At 53.9% G+C, this 17,971-nt stretch carries 19 protein-coding genes; 6 read left to right on the top strand and 13 right to left on the bottom strand.

Going from position 1 to position 17,971, the window contains the following annotated elements; translation table 11 throughout:
- Positions 1-40 precede the first annotated feature (40 nt).
- From EPYR_RS21640 to tatE, 5 genes are all read left to right on the top strand, one after another.
- The gene (locus EPYR_RS21640) at positions 41-124 is read left to right on the top strand and encodes a small membrane protein YohP (RefSeq protein ID WP_446026677.1); all 84 of its coding nucleotides are present in this window, start codon (positions 41-43) and stop codon (positions 122-124) included.
- 856 nt (positions 125-980) lie between these two features.
- Entirely contained in the window at positions 981-1,538 is a 558-nt protein-coding gene (gene pagP, locus EPYR_RS12570) for a lipid IV(A) palmitoyltransferase PagP (protein WP_012668771.1), read from the top strand.
- A gap of 150 nt (positions 1,539-1,688) precedes the next feature.
- Complete coding sequence (cspE, locus tag EPYR_RS12565; RefSeq protein WP_004156612.1) at positions 1,689-1,898, top strand: transcription antiterminator/RNA stability regulator CspE; 210 nt, start codon at positions 1,689-1,691, stop codon at positions 1,896-1,898.
- A gap of 411 nt (positions 1,899-2,309) precedes the next feature.
- A complete protein-coding gene (locus EPYR_RS12560) occupies positions 2,310-3,101 on the top strand; it encodes a deaminated glutathione amidase (protein ID WP_012668770.1) in 792 nt (263 codons plus the stop codon).
- Between the two features lie 105 nt (positions 3,102-3,206).
- Complete coding sequence (gene tatE, locus EPYR_RS12555) at positions 3,207-3,410, top strand: twin-arginine translocase subunit TatE (protein WP_012668769.1); 204 nt, start codon at positions 3,207-3,209, stop codon at positions 3,408-3,410.
- A gap of 59 nt (positions 3,411-3,469) precedes the next feature.
- Here tatE and lipA read toward each other — a convergent pair whose 3' ends face one another.
- The 13 genes from lipA to leuS form a co-directional block, all read right to left on the bottom strand.
- Positions 3,470-4,435, bottom strand: a complete 966-nt coding sequence (gene lipA, locus EPYR_RS12550; RefSeq protein ID WP_012668768.1) for a lipoyl synthase — start codon at positions 4,433-4,435, stop codon at positions 3,470-3,472.
- Between the two features lie 196 nt (positions 4,436-4,631).
- Positions 4,632-5,285, bottom strand: a complete 654-nt coding sequence (gene lipB / locus EPYR_RS12545; RefSeq protein WP_012668767.1) for a lipoyl(octanoyl) transferase LipB — start codon at positions 5,283-5,285, stop codon at positions 4,632-4,634.
- 80 nt (positions 5,286-5,365) lie between these two features.
- Positions 5,366-5,629, bottom strand: coding sequence for a DUF493 family protein YbeD (ybeD, locus tag EPYR_RS12540; RefSeq protein ID WP_012668766.1), 264 nt, complete (start codon positions 5,627-5,629; stop codon positions 5,366-5,368).
- Between the two features lie 167 nt (positions 5,630-5,796).
- Complete coding sequence (gene dacA, locus EPYR_RS12535) at positions 5,797-7,011, bottom strand: D-alanyl-D-alanine carboxypeptidase DacA (protein ID WP_012668765.1); 1,215 nt, start codon at positions 7,009-7,011, stop codon at positions 5,797-5,799.
- A gap of 99 nt (positions 7,012-7,110) precedes the next feature.
- Positions 7,111-8,235 (bottom strand): endolytic peptidoglycan transglycosylase RlpA, encoded by a 1,125-nt coding sequence (rlpA, locus tag EPYR_RS12530; protein ID WP_012668764.1) that lies wholly within the window; start codon positions 8,233-8,235, stop codon positions 7,111-7,113.
- A gap of 11 nt (positions 8,236-8,246) precedes the next feature.
- Entirely contained in the window at positions 8,247-9,359 is a 1,113-nt protein-coding gene (mrdB, locus tag EPYR_RS12525) for a peptidoglycan glycosyltransferase MrdB (protein ID WP_012668763.1), read from the bottom strand.
- Positions 9,360-9,365: 6 nt separating this feature from the next.
- A complete protein-coding gene (gene mrdA / locus EPYR_RS12520; protein WP_012668762.1) occupies positions 9,366-11,270 on the bottom strand; it encodes a peptidoglycan DD-transpeptidase MrdA in 1,905 nt (634 codons plus the stop codon).
- A gap of 34 nt (positions 11,271-11,304) precedes the next feature.
- Positions 11,305-11,775 carry a 23S rRNA (pseudouridine(1915)-N(3))-methyltransferase RlmH gene (rlmH, locus tag EPYR_RS12515; RefSeq protein WP_012668761.1) on the bottom strand — a complete coding sequence of 157 codons (471 nt, stop codon included), beginning with the start codon at positions 11,773-11,775 and terminating at the stop codon, positions 11,305-11,307.
- Between the two features lie 3 nt (positions 11,776-11,778).
- A complete protein-coding gene (gene rsfS / locus EPYR_RS12510; RefSeq protein ID WP_012668760.1) occupies positions 11,779-12,096 on the bottom strand; it encodes a ribosome silencing factor in 318 nt (105 codons plus the stop codon).
- Positions 12,097-12,207: 111 nt separating this feature from the next.
- Positions 12,208-12,888 (bottom strand): nicotinate-nucleotide adenylyltransferase, encoded by a 681-nt coding sequence (gene nadD / locus EPYR_RS12505; RefSeq protein ID WP_012668759.1) that lies wholly within the window; start codon positions 12,886-12,888, stop codon positions 12,208-12,210.
- The gene (gene holA, locus EPYR_RS12500; protein ID WP_012668758.1) at positions 12,881-13,912 is read right to left on the bottom strand and encodes a DNA polymerase III subunit delta; all 1,032 of its coding nucleotides are present in this window, start codon (positions 13,910-13,912) and stop codon (positions 12,881-12,883) included. The genes nadD and holA overlap by 8 nt, the downstream gene beginning before the upstream one ends.
- Positions 13,909-14,508 (bottom strand): LPS assembly lipoprotein LptE, encoded by a 600-nt coding sequence (lptE, locus tag EPYR_RS12495; protein ID WP_012668757.1) that lies wholly within the window; start codon positions 14,506-14,508, stop codon positions 13,909-13,911. Before lptE ends, holA begins: the two co-directional genes overlap by 4 nt.
- Positions 14,509-14,522: 14 nt before the next feature.
- Positions 14,523-17,105, bottom strand: coding sequence for a leucine--tRNA ligase (gene leuS, locus EPYR_RS12490; protein ID WP_012668756.1), 2,583 nt, complete (start codon positions 17,103-17,105; stop codon positions 14,523-14,525).
- Between the two features lie 216 nt (positions 17,106-17,321).
- Between leuS and EPYR_RS12485 the strand changes: the two genes are divergently transcribed.
- Positions 17,322-17,804: a zinc ribbon-containing protein gene (locus tag EPYR_RS12485; RefSeq protein WP_041474126.1), complete on the top strand. Its 483-nt coding sequence runs from the start codon at positions 17,322-17,324 to the stop codon at positions 17,802-17,804.
- The last annotated feature ends 167 nt before the right edge of the window (positions 17,805-17,971 follow it).

The raw sequence follows: 17,971 nt of genomic DNA, 5'->3' as shown, positions 1-17,971 counted from the left end.
CAACATCGTCGTGTCTTTTACGTTAATTTGAGGGTATGAAATGAAGATTTTTCTCTGGATTGTTGCAATCGTTTTTATTGTAGGTCTGCTGACTATCACCGGCGTGTTTAAACTTATTTTCTAAAGCTGATGCGGGAAGCCTGTCACTGCATTTGTGGTTCTGTCCCGCATTACCTCTCTGCAAAGTCAACGGTTGCCCTTCAGGCAGTTCCCGATGCTAATGCGCTAAACGGCGCTGCCCGAAGAACTTATGCCATACTTGTTATATTACGGGTGTTGTAGTTTGGCGCTGTAACAGCGCTCGGTGACATTGTGAATATCTGTTTTCCCACAGGCTGACCTTATAGCAGGTGAGGGAACAGAAAGATCATTCACATTCATACATTTATGGCAGGCAGCGCAGATGGCACCGTGATGTTCTCCATATCTGTCACCGCGCATCGTGAAAATAAACCTGTGACAACCACATCTGCTACACCTTAGCATTTTCATCACCCTTGCTTATCCTGCGAACGATTTCTTCAGGAATATCCTAACAAATTATAAATGGAGATCTATAAATAAAATTAACTAAAAAAGCGAATGGCTTTATTCATACAACACGATGTTAATTAAAGTCTTTTGATTAATAATTGCCGATATAACGCGCTTTTTCGTGCGAGGTTGCATAAAAATCGTGAGTTTTAATGATCCAGATCAATTAATACAAGCTTGGTTTGATAGCTCAAAAAGAGCATAAATACGCTGTCCGCTGGAAACTTATTTCGATGGTTTAAAACCCGGTGGGACGAATTGTTCAGCTTTGATTTGTTTTACAAAATCATAACGATTTTTGACAGGAATGGCTAAGGAGCCTGACTAACCGATTGTTCAAGGCCTGTTAATCCACACTTTTATCATTCAGAAATAATATGACCCGAAACATATTGGCTATTTGAGTGTGCTGTTACACACATTCTCCAGAGAGCTGTTAAACCACAATGAAACTCAAACCCGTTCTGTACTTACTGATGCTGCTTGGCTGTCTGGGGCTGAAGAGTGCTCATGCGGCCACTCTCGCGCACGGTATTTCCGCTAGCTGGCATAGCTTCAGCCAGACGTGGAACGAACCGCAAACGTTCGACCCGTATATTCCTTCCATCATCTGGCATAATCGCTGGACTTACGACGCAGACAAAATCGACAAATATAATGAACGCCCTTGGGGAGCCGGTGGCGGCGTGTCGCATTTTGACAAAAAAGGCAACTGGAACGGTATCTATCTGATGGCATTTAAGGACTCCTTTAACAAATGGGAGCTAATCAGCGGTTACGGCTGGGAAAAAACCTGGCGTCCGTTAAGGGATCCCGATTTCCATCTTGGGCTGGGCTACACTGCGGGAGTGACCATGCGCGATAACTGGAGTTATATTCCCATTCCTGTACTGTTACCTTTAGCTTCAATAGGTTATGAATATGTAAGTTTTCAAATGACTTACATTCCAGGGACTTATAACAACGGTAACGTCTATTTCGCCTGGCTGCGCTGGCAGTTATGATGGCGGAGGCTGGCGAGAAGATAAGGTATGGTAAAAAAAAAACGATATTTATCACTTTTTCTACGTTGGTGACTGGACAAAAGCCTTCGCAATTGCTGTACTAACTGCTGACACAGTTTAGTGTCCATTTTTCATGTAAAGGTAATATTGATGTCTAAGATTAAAGGTAGCGTTAAGTGGTTTAATGAGTCCAAAGGATTCGGTTTCATTACTCCTGAAGATGGTAGCAAAGATGTTTTCGTACACTTCTCTGCCATCCAGAGCAACGGTTTCAAAACTCTGGCTGAAGGTCAGCGCGTAGAGTTCGAAATCACCAACGGTGCCAAAGGCCCATCTGCTGCTAACGTTGCCGCTATTTAAGTTATCAGACAGAATTTTTAAAACCCGCTGATGGCGGGTTTTTTTTGTCTGAGATCCGGCGACCAGAGCTGCTAACGGCTAAAAAACTGCACCAGCCAGATACCCGCCGTTACACCTGCAACCATTGAAGCAAGATATTCGTTTCGGGTGCGCGTAAGCCAGATCATCTTATTTATCCTGTTTGACCAAAAGATTGCCAGTTTACTGAGACAATATTTAGGAAACATTAAAATCAACTGAGAGCAGGCAGGGATGTGATGGCGCAAAGGTGACCCACGCAGACTGAAAGTTTGCCTTGCTCATCCTCGCTGCCAGGCTGTTAAGCCGCTAATCTGCGGGTCATGAGGTTGTCCGTGTGCGCCTTAACCCGCGTAGCGCTGAGTCAGCAGAACGCGGTGCCAGGAGGAATTCATGGTGAAAGTGGCTTTAGGCCAGTTCGCGGTTAAGCGCGAGTGGCAGGAAAATGCCGATATCTGCATCGGCTTGATGGATCAGGCGTATCAGCAAGGTGCTCGCTTACTGGTCTTGCCGGAGGCGGTGTCAGCTCGCGATACTGCCGACCCGGAATGGGGCATAAAGGCCGCGCAGCCTCTCGATGGGCCATTTCTGCTGTTGCTGTTGGCTACAAGCCTGCATAACACCCTGACGACCGTGTTCACCGTCCATGTGCCGGAGGGGGATGGCCGTGTTTTCAACGCGCTGATTGTTATTCGACAGGGCAGGATTATCGCTCGCTACGATAAGTTGCATCTTTATGATGCCTTTACCCTGCAGGAATCACGCAATGTTACTGCGGGCGATCGCATACCGCCGCTGGTGGATGTCGATGGGATCAACGTCGGACTGATGACCTGCTATGACATCCGTTTCCCGGAACTGGCACGGCGGCTGGCGTTGGACGGCGCCGACCTGCTGGTGCTGCCTTCTGCCTGGGTAAGAGGCCCGCTTAAAGAGATGCACTGGCAGGTTTCGGTCATCGCACGCGCGCTGGAAAATACTTGTTATGTCGCAGCAGTAGGGGAATGCGGTCCGCGTAACATAGGTAACAGCATGGTGGTTGATCCGCTCGGAGTCACTATTGCTCAGGCTGCGGAGGGGCCAGCGCTGGTGGTGGCTGAAATTGATGCGCAGCGAATTGCCGAAGTTCGCCGTGCTCTACCGGTTCTGGTTAACCGGCGTTTTGCGCCACCGCAGCTGTTATAAACATGTTATGTTACGGCAGCGGCTTGAATTGCCATCTGTAGCGGGTGTTAATACCCTGTGTTTTAAGGCCGCATTGACGGTCAGGTTGATAACAAAAGGTAGAAAATGGAAGGTATCAGTTTCGCTAAATTATTGATCGTGGGTGCGCTAATCGTCCTGTTATTTGGCACCAGGAAATTGCGTACTCTCGGTGCAGATCTGGGATCGGCGATTAAAGGCTTCAAAAAAGCGATGCAAGACGAAGACGGCTGCGCACGCAACACCGGCTCAGAAGAAAAAAATGCCGGGCAGGCAGCTCATAAAGAGTGATGTGCCAGATAAGAAAACGGATGACTGAAGCGTCATCCGTTTTCTTTACGCCAGCAGAGTTATTTTACTTCCAGCCCTTTTGCCTGCATATCGGCATGATATGACGAGCGCACAAACGGCCCGCAGGCCGCATGGGTGAAGCCCATTTCCACGGCCGCTGCTTTCATTTCGTCAAATTCGGCCGGACTGACGTAGCGCTGAACCGGCAAATGATGGCGGCTGGGCTGCAGATACTGGCCGAGAGTCAGCATGGTGACGCCGTGGCGGCGCAAATCGCGCATCACTTCAACGATCTCAGCATTGGTTTCACCCAGCCCAACCATCAGACCTGATTTGGTGGGGATTTCCGGGTGAGCTTCTTTAAAACGCTCCAGCAGTTTCAACGACCAGTCGTAATTCGCGCCTGGGCGCACCTGACGGTAGACGCGTGGAACGTTTTCCAGATTGTGATTAAACACATCCGGCGGCGTGGCATTGAGTATTTCCAGTGCGCGATCCATACGTCCACGGAAGTCCGGCACCAGCGTTTCGATTTTAATCGCCGGGCTTTTTTCCCGAATAGCGCTGATACAGTCAGCAAAGTGCTGAGCGCCGCCATCGCGCAGGTCATCACGGTCTACCGAGGTAATAACCACATAGCGCAGCGCCATATCGGCGATGGTCTGTGCCAGTTTACCCGGCTCGTTGGCGTCCGGAGCCGTCGGGCGACCGTGTGCCACGTCACAAAACGGGCAACGCCGGGTGCAAATGGCACCCAGGATCATAAAAGTGGCCGTACCGTGGTTAAAACACTCGGCAAGGTTAGGGCAGGAAGCCTCTTCGCAAACGGAGTGCAGACCATTTTTACGCATCGCAGCTTTAATGCCCTGGATGCGGCTGGAGTCGGCGGGCAGCTTGATTTTCATCCACTCCGGCTTACGTAAAACTTCCGTACGCTCGGTCACCACGGTTTTCACCGGGATCAACGCCATTTTGTCTGCATCGCGGTATTTAACACCGCGTTCCATCACGATCGGTTTACTCATATTCTTGCTGGTTCCAGGTTGGAATGCGACAGCCGCTGGTTTCAGAATGACGCAGCCGCAAAACACTCAATGAGTTGGTGATTTTCAACTTTATTTGATGAAGCGCGTAAATTATATCACCTCATCGCCGCAGATTCAGCCTGGCCGAACGAGAAAGCGTTGCAGAATTGTAAATCAGCTTCAGCGCTGCCGCAGATTACGGCAGTTGGGTGCTTGCGCTCCAGTCAATGTCGGTAATTGCCAGCTGTCGGGCAAAACGGTTGATCAAAACCGGCTGTACTTCAGTCAGTGTTACGCCGGGCTGCTGCTGCGCCAGCTGGGTCATCTCCAGGCCGGCATAGCCGCAGGGGTTTATACGCAGGAACGGAGTTAAATCCATATCGACGTTGAGCGCCAGACCATGAAACGAACAGCCCTGACGGATGCGCAGGCCCAGCGAGCAGATTTTTTTTTCATCCACATAGACGCCTGGCGCATCGGCGCGCGCGGTTGCGCTAACGGAAAAAGCAGCCAGCGTGTCGATGACCGTCTGTTCAATTGCTGAAACCAGCTGACGTACGCCCACTTTGCGCCGCTTCAGATTGACCATCACATACATCACCTGCTGCCCCGGGCCATGGTAGGTGACCTGGCCGCCCCTGTCGCTCTGCATCACCGGAATATCGCCGGGCATGAGCAGGTGTTCGCTTTTTCCCGCCTGTCCCTGGGTAAACACCGGAAGATGTTCCACCAGCCAGACTTCATCTGGCGTGTGATCGTTACGCTGGTCGGTAAACCGGTGCATGGCGAGGGAAACGGGCGCCCAGGGCTGCAGACCCAGCTGGCGGATAATCAGAGTATCTGGCGACAAAACGGTCAGTCCGGTTGGATAAAGAGGCCGGTAGTATATCGCTGGTGCATGGCAAGAGCCAGCTTGCCCCCGCTCATTGCTTACAGCACCATTCTAACAATTTCGATGTTACCCAGTTCTTCATAAAGGGTTTCCACCTGTTCGATATGCGTTGCGGTGATGGTGATGGATACGGAATGATAGTTGCCTTTGCTGCTGGGTTTAACCTCTGGAGAGTAATCACCCGGTGCGTGACGTTGCACGACTTCAACCACCTGACCGACCAGCTCAGGCTGTGCCAGTCCCATCACTTTATAGGTAAAAGACGTAGGGAATTCGAGCAGTTCTTTAAGATTGGTTTTCATTTAGACTCCGGTGACACCACTAATGGCTCCCGCCGCAGCGGGAGTTTACAGATATAAGACTGGGTAGATAACTGACAATATGCGGGTACTGGCAATGAATTTCAAGCGATGTACGTTGACAATGCGCCAGGAGCCGATCGCCGATCGGCCCTTTAAAGCGCAGCGGATTAACCAAACCAGTGATGGAACATCAGCTTGATGTAATCAACGATGCGACCGAAGAAACCGCCTTCCGGCATATCATTCAGGATCACCAGCGGATGCTGTTCGATGGTTTTGCCATCCAGCTGGAAGTTAATGGTGCCAACGACCTGATTTTTCTGTAGTGGTGCATGCAGTTCGGTGTTGCTCAGCGTATAGCTGGCTTTCAGATCCTTCATCCGGCCGCGAGGGATGGTCAGGTAAACGTCTTTTTCAACACCAAGCTGAACGCGGTCGCTGTTGCCAAACCATACCGGCTCTGAAGCAAACTCTTTACCTGCCTTAAGCGGCGCTACGGTTTCAAAGAAACGGAAGCCCCAGGTCAGCAGCTTTTTGCTTTCGGTTTCGCGCCCTTTATAAGTATGGCCACCCATCACTGTCGAGATCAGGCGCATCTGCTGGCCTTCAGTGGCAGAGGCGACAAGGTTATAGCCCGCAGACTCTGTATGGCCAGTTTTGATGCCGTCAACGTTAAGGCTGGTGTCCCAAAGCAGACCGTTGCGGTTCATCTGACGAATATTGTTAAAGGTGAACTCTTTCTCGTGATAGACCGCATATTCATCGGGCACGTCACGGATCAGTGCACGGCCGATCAGCGCCATATCGCGTGCAGAGCTGTACTGACCTTCGGCATCCAGACCGTGCACCGTCTGGAAATGCGTGTTTTGCAGGCCCAGAGCCTTAACGTAGTTGTTCATCAGCCCAACAAACGTTTCCTGGCTGCCGGCAACATAATCGGCCATTGCCACACAGGCATCATTGCCTGATTGCAATACTATTCCGCGCGTCAACTGAGAAACCGGCACGCGGTCGCCCGGTTTAAGAAACATCAGGGAAGAACCCTTGAATACCGGGTTACCGGTAGCCCAGGCATCTTTACCCACGGTAACCATATCATCCTGGTGGATTTTACCCGCCTTTATCGCCTGGCCGATGACATAGCTGGTCATCATTTTCGTCAGGCTTGCCGGGTCGCGGCGCGCATCGGCATTCTTTTCTGCCAGCACTTTCCCCGAATTGTAATCGATCAGCACATAGGCTTCCGCGTCAATATCTGGCACGCCCGGGATCATGGTTTTGATGTTGACATCGTCGGCATAGGCGACAACGTTGAGGCTGAGAGCAATCAGCATGCCTGCAGTCAGGCGTTTAAGCAGTCGGGACGAGTTCAGAGTGTTCATGTTAAGGACGATAACATCCATTGGCCAGGTTAATAAAAGTGACTCACTATAGCAAAATCATTCATTTCCAGCCTGCTTAAATCTGGCAGACTGGAAGAATTACATTGCGGCAGGTGCGACGGTGATAAACGATTGTTGCTGCGCTTCCTTCGCCAGCCGCTGCTGCAATGCTGCGGCCTGCTGACGAGAGCTAAAACGGCCCAGCTGTACGCGGTAAATGTTGCCACGGCTGTCGACCGCCCCGGTAACGCCAAAGCGCTTGCCCAGGCTGGTCGCCATTTGACGGGCGTTGTCTGGGTTGTTGAGTGCACCGACCTGTACCACATAGTGACCGCTGGCCGCTACTGCCGCTGTGGTAGCGGCAGCAGGCGCTTTGGCCGCAGCGGAACTGGCGGGCGCAGGTGCAGTGACTTCCGGCTCGCTGCCTTCAAGTACGCCGCTTTGTAACGGCTGCGCGGCACCGAGGAAGCCGCTGCTACGTACTGGTGCACCCATAGCGTGATCATTATTGCTCAGCGTTGCGTTGTCCACCGGACGCGCCTCCTGCTGCGGGCTGGAGCTTTGCGCCGGTTGTAACGAGGGCGCAGAAACCGCCGCCCCGCCGTCGTTGGCAGTCATACCACCGCCAATATCCGGGCGCGATGGCAGCGCGTAGCTCTGTTTCGCCACGGTAGTACCGATGGTGCCGGGGCCTGACAGTGAGCCGTCCGGCGCGACGCTGATATAGTCGATACGTACCCGGGTATGATTAGAGATATTGAGCCGGTCAGCCGCTGCCCGTGACAGATCGATAATGCGCCCCGGCGTATATGGCCCACGATCGTTGACGCGCACGACAATCATGCGGCCGTTGGCCAGATTGGTGACGCGCACGTAGCTGGGTAACGGCAGTGTCGGGTGCGCTGCGGTCATCGCATTGGCATCAAGCAGCTCACCCGTTGCGGTCTGGTTGCTCCCCCTCTCCTCACCGTACGAGGTGGCGATGCCTGTCTGGCTAAAGTTTGACGGGTCTTTAACAATTTTGTAGCTATTGCCGTTGACCTTATAGTCCTGAGCGGTCGCCGGATTAAACGGTTCATATTGCGGTTCAGCACCGCCGATCTCTACCACCGGGCCGTTGTAAGCAGGTTGCTGCTGTGCGACCGCCGCCCGCTGATCGTTGTCAGTTGTACAGGCAGTCAGCAATGCTGATGCCAGCGCGATACAAAGCCAATTCTTACGCATGTTTATGCCTCTTAAACGCTTTTTGACAACAATTTTCGATGGGTATGAATCGACATAATGATACCAAATCCGGCCATCAAAACGATAAGCGCGGACCCGCCGTAACTGACCAGCGGTAGCGGTACCCCAACCACCGGCAAGATGCCGCTAACCATGCCAATGTTCACAAAAACATAGACAAAGAAGATCAGCATCATCCCCCCCGCCATCACGCGACCGAAGGTGGTCTGCGCGCGTGCGGCCATGACCAGGCCGCGCAAAATCAGCATGACGTAGAGTATCAGCAGAACCACTACGCCGACCAATCCTAATTCTTCAGCCAGCACGGCAAAGATAAAGTCGGTATGGCGCTCGGGCAGAAACTCCAGTTGAGACTGAGTCCCGTGCAGCCAGCCTTTGCCAGGCAGCCCGCCGGAACCAATAGCAATCTTGGACTGGATAATATGATAACCGGCGCCAAGCGGGTCGCTTTCCGGGTTCAGCAGCATCATCACGCGGTCACGCTGATAGTCGTGCATCAGGAAGAACCATAAAACGGGGATAAATGCCGCCAGCAGCAGCACTGCCACCGCGATCAGTTTCCAGCTCATTCCCGACAGGAACAGGACAAACAGGCCGGAAGCGGCAATAAGAATGGATGTCCCCAGGTCAGGCTGTGCCGCAACCAGCAGTGTCGGCAGAAAGATCAGGATCAGCGCGATAGCGGTATTTTTCAGCGTTGGCGGGCAAATATCGCGGTTAATAAAGCGCGCCACCATCAGCGGCACGGCAATTTTGGCTATCTCCGATGGCTGAAACCGCACCACGCCAAGATCCAGCCAGCGCTGCGCGCCCTTACTGATTTGGCCAAAGGCGTCAACCGCAATCAGCAGCACAACACACAGGATGTACAAATAGGGCGCCCAGCCTTCATAAACGCGGGGCGGGATCTGCGCCATTACCAGCATCACGACAACACCCATGCAAATCTGAGCGAGTTTACGCTCCATCATGCCCGGATCCTGCCCGCTGGCACTCCACATCACTAGCGCACTGTAGACCAGCAGCGCGGCGATAATAAGGCAAAATAGCGGATCAATATGGATACGCGCCCAAAGTGTCTTTTTCTGATGGCTACTGCTCATAACCGGTTATTCACCCTCGTAGCCTGGTGGCGTTGGCGCCGCGACAGGCAGGTTGGTATTGTTGTCGCCAAGAATAATATGGTCGAGGATCTGGCGCATAATGGTGCCGACTGCCGGACCCGCTCCGCCGTTTTCCAGGATCATGGTTACCGCTACGCGCGGCTGGTCGTAGGGGGCAAAAGCGGTCATCAGTTTATGGTCACGCAGTCGCTCTGTGAGTTTGTGGGCGTTATAGGTCTCATTTGCTTTCAAACCAAACACTTGCGCCGTACCCGACTTGGCGGCTATTTTATACGGTGCATCAGCAAAGCTCTTGCGCGCGGTGCCGTTAGGGCGATTCGCCACGCCATACATTCCGTCTTTGGCCATTTCCCAGTAACCGCTATGTACGTCTGCAACCGGGGCGCTTGGCGGCTGACGCCACGGCACTTTACTCGCTCCCTGCACGGTGTCCATCATCAGGTGAGGGGTTTTAATCACGCCGTCGTTAATCAGGGTGATCAGCGCCTTATTCATCTGCACCGGGGTGGCAGTCCAGTACCCTTGCCCAATGCCAACCGGGATCGTATCTCCCTGATACCAGGGCTTCTTAAAGCGTTTCATTTTCCATTCACGCGTTGGCATATTACCGGGCGTTTCTTCCGTCAGATCGATGCCGGAAAGCTGCCCGTAACCAAACTTGCTCATCCATTCACTCAAGCGATCGATTCCCATATCGTAGGCGACCTGATAGAAGAACGTATCGGCAGATTCTTCCAGTGACTTTGTCACGTTAAGGCGACCGTGCCCCCAGTGTTTCCAGTCACGAAAGCGTTTTTCCGAACCGGGAAGTTGCCACCATCCCGGATCGAATAAGCTGGTGTTGCGCGTAATGACCCCGGCGGTGAGGGCAGAAACGGCAATATAGGGTTTCACCGTTGAGGCCGGAGGGTAAGCCCCCTGGGTCGTACGGTTAATCAGCGGGCGGTTTTCATCATTGATCAACAGGCTGTATTGCTTGCTTGAGATACCGCCGACGAAGGGATTAGGGTCGTAACTGGGCATAGAAACCATCGCCAGCACTTCGCCATTACGCGGGTCGGTTACCACCACGGCAGCACGGCTGCCCGCCAGCAGGGTTTCAATATACTGCTGCAGCTTGAGGTCGATCGTCAGATGGATGTCTCGACCGGCCTGCGGTTCTTGCTCATGTAGCTGGCGGATAACCCGCCCACGGTTGTTAACTTCCACCTCTTCGTAGCCGGTTTTGCCATGCAGCACATCTTCGTAATAACGCTCGATGCCTAGTTTGCCGATGTCATGGCTTGCCGCGTAATTAGGCCATTCTCCCACTTTATCGAGTCGCTCGACGTCGCGGTCGTTAATTTTCGACACGTAACCCAATACATGGGTCAGGGCGGAACCGTAAGGGTAAAAACGACGTTGGTAGCCCTTCACTTCCACGCCGGGGAAGCGATATTGGTTGACCGCAAAGCGGGCTACCTGAACTTCAGTCAGGCTGGTTTTCAGCGCAATTGAGGTGAAGCGGCGCGACCGTTTGCGCTCTTTTTGAAAAGTGTCCAGGTCTTCATCGGTCAGATCGACAACAGGCTTAAGCTGTTGCAGGGTTTCTTGCAGATTGTCGACTTTTTCCGGTACCAGTTCGAGCTGATAGATGGTGCGATTAAGCGCCAGCGGAATACCGTTGCGGTCAAAGATGATCCCCCGGCTGGGGGCCACCGGAACCAGCTTAATGCGGTTGGCATTAGATCGCGTACTGTAGTCGTCAAAGCGGATAATTTGCAGGTGGTAGAGATTGGCCACCAGAATACCGGAGAGCAGTAAAATGCCAACAAAGGCGATCAGCGCCCGGCGAACAAACAGCGTCTGCTCGGCAGTGTAGTCACGAAAGGAGTTACGTTGTAATTTCATCCGCTGCTTATGTCTGTCCGGTTGACCTTATCCGTTACTCTCGATGATAAGGGTGATTCGCAGTAATGCTCCATGCACGATATAAACTCTCTGCAACCAGCACGCGAACCAGCGGATGGGGCAGAGTTAGCGCTGAGAGTGACCAGCTTTGTTCCGCCGCTGCCTTGCAGGCGGGTGACAGTCCTTCCGGGCCGCCGATAAACAGGCTGACATCACGGCCATCCTGCTTCCAGCGTTCAAGCTGGTTGGCAAGCTGCGGCGTTTCCCACGGCTGGCCGGGTATATCCAGCGTGACGATGCGGTTACCTTTGCCGGCTGCTGCCAGCATCATTTCGCCTTCTTTCTCCAGGATGCGTTTAATATCTGCATTCTTACCGCGCTTCCCGGCGGGAATTTCAACCAGCTCGAAGGGCATATCCTTAGGAAAGCGACGCAGATATGCCATAAAGCCTGTTTGCACCCAGTCGGGCATTTTGCTGCCGACGGCAACCAGTTGCAGCTTCACGGCTTAACTCCAGAGCTTTTCCAGTTCGTACAGCTGACGGCTCTCTTCCTGCATCACATGAACGATCACTTCGCCCAAATCAACGACGACCCAGTCAGCTGCAGCACGGCCATCAACGCCAAACGGGCGCAAACCGGCAAGGCGAGCTTCCTGGACCACATGTTCAGCAATCGACACAACGTGACGCGTGGAAGTACCGGTGCAGATAACCATACAGTCGGTGATGCTGGATTTGCCGCGTACATCGAGAGTAACGATGTTCTGGCCTTTGAGATCGTCTATTTTATCAACAACGAAGTCTTGGAGTGCTTGACCTTGCAAAAGGTTCCCCCTTGGGATTTAAGTCTGCGGGGCTATCTCATATTCGCGGCGCGAGCTGAAATGATAACCGTAACATGGTGTATTAAAAGGGCAGATATCGCCCCAGAAAAATTAGCGACGCAGTATATCATGCCGTTGAGGGTTGCGATATAAACGCTCGCGATCGATATATGCGCTGACTGCAGGTGGCAGCAGGTCGGCATCCGATTCTCCCCGATGACGCCGCGCGCGGATTTCCGTGGCGGAAATAGCCACCAGCGGGGTTTGCGCCAGGAACACGTTGCCGGCCGGATTCTGCTGCAGATCCTCGGGAGAATACGTCCGATGGCTGTTCAGCCAGTGTTGCAACTCAGTGGTTTCCATCGCGCTGCGATATCCTGGCCGCTGGCAGACCAGCAGATGGCACAGCGACAGCAAATCCTGCCAACGGTACCACTGATGTAAGGTTAACAGGGAGTCCTGACCAATAATAAAGGCCAGCGGCTGATGCGCTCCGCGTTCGGCACGCACCGCAGCCAGCGTGTCGATAGTGTAAGAGGGCGTTTCACGCTTCATTTCACGCAGGTCAAGGTCAAACAGTGGATTACCGGCAATCGCCAGCCGAACCATCTCTGCCCTTTGTGCCGGCGTCGCTTCCGGCTGTGGACGGTGTGGCGGTACGTTGTTGGGTAGCAGAGTGACCTTTTGCAGGCCAGCTACGGCGGCCATCGCTTCTACCGGACGCAGATGACCGTAATGAATCGGATCAAACGTGCCGCCAAAAAGCGCGTGGAGTGCATTGCTGTCACGCATTACAGAAACTCGCCGGGAAAGTGGGGAGACATAATATCAGCGCCAGTGTTTCCAGCTCCGCCCAGACGGTCTGGCCATAATCCTGCTTCAACGTCAACTCTGTATGGGTCAGCAGTGTTATCGCCTGAGCCAGCTGTGCGGCGGTGAGGCGTTGCAGAGCCTCACTAAATAGCGCACGGCGGTTTTGCCACACGCGATGCTGATCGAACAGGGTGCGCGCTGGGGTATGCGCCATCTGTCGCTGTAACGTCAGCAGCAGCAGCAGGTCGCGTTGCAGGGTGCGCAGCAGGATCACCGGCTCGATGTCTTCAGCACGCATTTGGCGCAGAATATGCAGCGCACGTTTGCTTTTGCCCGCCAGCAAAGCATCCACCCAGTGGAACGGGGTGAAATGTGCTGCATCGTTTACCGCCTGCTCGACGCGTGGCAGCGTCAGCTTGCCGTCTGGCCACATTAGCGAAAGCCGTTCCAGCGCCTGAGAAAGCGCCAGCAGATTACCCTCGTAGCAGTAGCACAGCAGCTGATTTGCTGCATCATCCAGCGTCAGGTTCAGCTTCTTCGCCCGGATAGTGACCCAGCGTGGCAGCTGCCCGTGTTCCGATGTCTGACAGGGAACCACGACCGCATTGGCGCTAAGGGCTTTGTACCAGGCGCTGTTTTCCTGTGCTTTGGTCAGTCGGGCTGCGCGCAAAATCAGCAGGATATCGCTGTGCAGCAGGGTAGAAAGGGTGAGCAGCTGTTCACTCATCGCTGCATTCGGGCCATTTTCAGGCAGAGTGAGCAGCAACGTTTGGCGGCTGGCGAACAGGCTTAATGCCTGACAGGTAGAGAAAATCTCCTGCCAGTCGGTCCCGGTTTCCAGCGCCACGCTAACGTGCTCGGTAAACCCCTGCTGTTGGGCTGCTGCGCGAATAGCATCCTGTGCTTCCTGCAACAGCAAAGGTTCACTGCCGCTTAATAAATAGCAGGCGCGCAGCCCCTCACGAAGCTGCGCGCCAAGCTGTTCAGGGTAGATCCTGATCATCGGGTGTAAGAGTTGTCAGAGACGGTGTTCGCATCGACGGGTAAGCGATCGACGGCCGATGGCGTATGGTCAAGCGTATTGACTGCCGGGTTGGTTTCTGCCTCGTGAACGGTCAACAGCTGACGTAACAGCTTCTGTACCGCCTGCGTACGCATCTCATTCACGATAATATCCTGCTCGGAGTCTTTTGCCAGTGCGGCCTGCGGATTGTCGAAGAATGAACGATACGCGGTGGCGCTGATGGGATAGATCCCCTTGTTGGGCACCAGCACCTGAGCGCGCACCGTCATCATCATCGAGTATTCCGCCGTCTTGCCGTCCTGGAAAATCGAGGCGGTATCTCGACTGAGGGTTTCCCCCTGCAGGCGCAGCGAAGACATATCCGTACGTAATCCCGGCTTGTCGAGAATAGTCACGTTGTTTAGCCTCAGTTGCTCACGCACCTCGCGCGTCAGCGGGCCATAAGGGTCTGATGTATCTACAATTAGCGTTTTCATCTCCGACGGCACCGAGGTGGTGCCGCGCAGATGGTAACCGCATCCGGCGGTCAACAAGACCGCCATGCTAAGTAACAGAGAGACTATCGGATGTCGCACAATTCCTCCTGACATCAACCAACAACCAGGTTAAGCAGCTTGCCCGGCACATAAATCACTTTACGAATGGTGACGCCATCGAGATATTTGGCCACCAGATGTTCCTGCGCAGCGCGAGCCTGCACCTGTTCCTGTGTTGCGTCAGCGGCAACGGTTATTTTCCCGCGCACTTTACCGTTTACCTGCACCACGACCAGCAGAGAATCTTCCACCATTGCCGCTTCGTCAGCCTGTGGCCAGGGAGCGTTATCGATTTCTCCCGCGCCGCCCAGCGCCTGCCACAGCACAAAGCTGACGTGTGGGGTAAACGGATTAAGCATACGAACCACTGCAAGCAGGGCTTCCTGCATTAATGCCCGGTCCTGTGTGCTTTCCTGTGGCGCACGCGCCAGCTTGTTCATCAGCTCCATTATCGCCGCAATGGCGGTATTAAAGGTCTGACGGCGGCCGATATCATCGGATACTTTGCTGATGGTTTTATGCAGATCGCGACGCAGCGCTTTCTGGTCATCGTTAAGCGCATCAACGTCCAGGGCGGTGGCGGTGCCTTTTTCCGTATGCTCGAAGGCCAGTCTCCACACGCGCTTCAGGAAGCGGTTAGCTCCCTCAACGCCGGACTCCTGCCACTCAAGGGTCATTTCAGCAGGGGAAGCGAACATCATAAACAGACGCACGGTATCGGCACCATAGCGCTCTACCATCACCTGAGGGTCGATGCCGTTGTTTTTCGACTTCGACATTTTGCTCATGCCGGCATAAACCAGCTCGTGGCCATCGTTATCGGTGGCTTTGGTAATGCGCCCCTTTTCATCGCGTTCAACGCTGACGTCAGTCGGGGATACCCAGTTGCGTTCGCCGTTACTGCCGGTGAAATAGAACGCGTCAGCCAGTACCATGCCCTGACACAGCAGACGTTTAGCGGGTTCGTCAGAATTGACCAAGCCGGCATCACGCAGCAACTTGTGGAAAAAGCGGAAATAGAGCAGGTGCATGATAGCGTGTTCGATACCGCCCACGTATTGATCCACCGGCAGCCAGTAGTTAGCCGCCGCCGGGTTCAGCATACCTTTGTCATAATCCGGGCAGGTGTAACGTGCGTAGTACCAGGAAGACTCCATAAAAGTGTCGAAGGTATCGGTTTCACGCAGCGCAGGCTGGCCGTTAACGGTAGTTTCCGCCCACGCTGCATCGGCTTTAATCGGGCTGGTAATGCCATCCATTACCACATCTTCCGGCAGGACAACCGGTAACTGGTCTTCCGGCGTGGGCATCACCGTGCCATCTTCCAGCGTGACCATAGGGATTGGCGCTCCCCAGTAACGCTGGCGCGACACGCCCCAGTCGCGCAGGCGATAATTCACCTTACGCTCGCCGACGCCCCTATCCGCCAGCCTGGCGGCAATGGCGTCAAAGCCCGCTTCGTGCGATAAACCGTCAAATTCACCAGAGTTGAACAGCGTGCCTTTTTCCGTCATCGCCGATGCGCTCAGATCCGGCGCGCTGCCGTCAGCCGCGAGAATAACCGCTTTGATCGGCAGGCTGTATTTGCTGGCAAACTCCCAGTCACGCTGGTCGTGGCCCGGAACGGCCATAACGGCACCCGTGCCATATTCCATCAGCACAAAGTTTGCCACCCATACCGGCACTTTTTCGCCCGTCAGCGGATGTTCTGCAAACAGACCGGTCGCCATGCCTTTCTTCTCCATCGTTGCCATATCTGCCTCGGCAACTTTGGTATTACGGCATTCGGCAATAAAGTCCGCCAGCGCCGGATTGTTCATCGCCGCCTGAGCAGCCAGCGGATGACCCGCCGCAACTGCCAGGTAGGTGACCCCCATAAAGGTGTCGGGACGGGTGGTGTAAACGCTCAGCTTCTCTTCGCTGTCGATAACGTTGAACTCGATCTCCACGCCTTCAGAGCGGCCGATCCAGTTGCGCTGCATGGTTTTCACCTGCTCCGGCCAGCTTTCCAGCTTGTCGAGGTCGTTCAGCAGTTCGTCAGCATAGTCGGTGATTTTGACAAACCACTGTGGGATCTCTTTGCGCTCAACTTTGGAATCGCAGCGCCAGCAACAGCCGTCGATGACCTGCTCATTAGCCAGTACCGTCATGTCATGCGGGCACCAGTTCACCGCAGAGGTTTTTTTGTAGACCAGGCCTTTTTCATACAGTTTAGTGAAGAACCACTGTTCCCAGCGGTAATACTCCGGCTGGCAGGTTGCCAGCTCACGATTCCAGTCATAGCCGAAGCCCAGCAGTTTCAGCTGGTTCTTCATATAGTCAATGTTGGCATAGGTCCAGGGGGCCGGCGCGGTATTGTTTTTCACCGCTGCGCCTTCAGCCGGCAGACCGAAAGCATCCCAACCGATTGGCTGGAGTACGTTTTTACCCAGCATGCGCTGATAACGTGAGATCACGTCGCCAATGGTGTAGTTACGCACATGGCCCATATGTAGGCGACCAGAAGGATAGGGCAGCATGGAGAGGCAGTAGTACTTCTCTTTACCTTCTTCCTCGGTCACTTTGAACGTTTGCTTGTCGTCCCAGTGCTGCTGGACATGGGATTCTATCTCTTCCGGGCGATATTGCTCTTGCATGGTGGCCAGTGGTCCTTGGTATCAATTTTTTGTGTTCGTTCAGATCCGCATAGCATAGCCGATCCGTCCCCGGCGCAACAACAGGAAGCGGCCGGCCGAAAGGCATTTCTCTGTAAGCTGGAAGCGCGCTGGCAATTATGACGGCAAAATGACGGAAAATCTTTCGCAGGCACTAGAATGAGTCAATACACTTTCGTTATCAATAAAGGCGTGTCTATGAACAAGGTCGCTCAGTATTATCGTGAGCTGGTGTCTTCGCTGACGGCGCGCCTGGAGCGCGGTGAACGTGATATTGATGCTCTGGTAGAAAGTGCGCGTCAGCGTATGCTTAACCGTGGGGAATTAACCCGAAGTGAAATTGATGACGTGACGCATGCCGTGCGCCGCGATCTGGAAGAGTTTGCCCGTAGCTATGCAGAACAGCGCCACGAGCTGGGCGAAAGCGTATTTATGCGCGTAATCCGCCAGAGTTTGTGGAAAGAGCTGGCAGACATTACCGACAAGAGCCAGCTTGAGTGGCGCGAAGTGTTTCAGGATCTGAGTCATCACGGGGTCTATCACAGCGGTGAGGTGGTGGGGCTGGGAAATTTAGTCTGCGAACAGTGTCAGTTTACCCGGGCCATTTACACCCCGGAAGCGCTGACGCGTTGCCCGCATTGCGGCCACGATCGCTTTGCGCGTCAGCCGTTTGAACCTTAGTTTTCAGTCGCGCTCAAGCTCAGCCCAATATCTCGCGGTTTAACCGCCCAGCCTGTGCATAACTTCCGCACAGGCTGCTGTGAACGCCTTCCCTGGCTACTTTACCCGGCTGTGTAATAAGCCTTTATGGTGAATGGTGCTGCGGACTCACCTTGCTGCAGGCGGCA

The sequence above is a fragment of the Erwinia pyrifoliae DSM 12163 genome, assembly GCF_000026985.1.
Classification (GTDB): Bacteria; Pseudomonadota; Gammaproteobacteria; order Enterobacterales; family Enterobacteriaceae; genus Erwinia; species Erwinia pyrifoliae.
The sequence above is the reverse complement of the archived record's forward strand: the minus strand, read 5'-3'. Positions and strand labels throughout refer to the sequence as shown.

Excerpts from the sequence above, each read along its gene's own strand:
- nadD (WP_012668759.1), bottom strand. The coding sequence starts at position 12,888 with ATGCGTGACAGCAATGCACTCCACGCGCTTTTTGGCGGCACGTTTGAT.
- leuS (WP_012668756.1), bottom strand. The coding sequence starts at position 17,105 with ATGCAAGAGCAATATCGCCCGGAAGAGATAGAATCCCATGTCCAGCAG.
- EPYR_RS21640 (WP_446026677.1), top strand. The coding sequence starts at position 41 with ATGAAGATTTTTCTCTGGATTGTTGCAATCGTTTTTATTGTAGGTCTG.
- ybeD (WP_012668766.1), bottom strand. The coding sequence starts at position 5,629 with ATGAAAACCAATCTTAAAGAACTGCTCGAATTCCCTACGTCTTTTACC.
- cspE (WP_004156612.1), top strand. The coding sequence starts at position 1,689 with ATGTCTAAGATTAAAGGTAGCGTTAAGTGGTTTAATGAGTCCAAAGGA.
- dacA (WP_012668765.1), bottom strand. The coding sequence starts at position 7,011 with ATGAACACTCTGAACTCGTCCCGACTGCTTAAACGCCTGACTGCAGGC.
- lipA (WP_012668768.1), bottom strand. The coding sequence starts at position 4,435 with ATGAGTAAACCGATCGTGATGGAACGCGGTGTTAAATACCGCGATGCA.
- tatE (WP_012668769.1), top strand. The coding sequence starts at position 3,207 with ATGGAAGGTATCAGTTTCGCTAAATTATTGATCGTGGGTGCGCTAATC.
- holA (WP_012668758.1), bottom strand. The coding sequence starts at position 13,912 with ATGATCAGGATCTACCCTGAACAGCTTGGCGCGCAGCTTCGTGAGGGG.
- mrdA (WP_012668762.1), bottom strand. The coding sequence starts at position 11,270 with ATGAAATTACAACGTAACTCCTTTCGTGACTACACTGCCGAGCAGACG.
- EPYR_RS12485 (WP_041474126.1), top strand. The coding sequence starts at position 17,322 with ATGAACAAGGTCGCTCAGTATTATCGTGAGCTGGTGTCTTCGCTGACG.
- EPYR_RS12560 (WP_012668770.1), top strand. The coding sequence starts at position 2,310 with ATGGTGAAAGTGGCTTTAGGCCAGTTCGCGGTTAAGCGCGAGTGGCAG.
- pagP (WP_012668771.1), top strand. The coding sequence starts at position 981 with ATGAAACTCAAACCCGTTCTGTACTTACTGATGCTGCTTGGCTGTCTG.
- mrdB (WP_012668763.1), bottom strand. The coding sequence starts at position 9,359 with ATGAGCAGTAGCCATCAGAAAAAGACACTTTGGGCGCGTATCCATATT.
- rlpA (WP_012668764.1), bottom strand. The coding sequence starts at position 8,235 with ATGCGTAAGAATTGGCTTTGTATCGCGCTGGCATCAGCATTGCTGACT.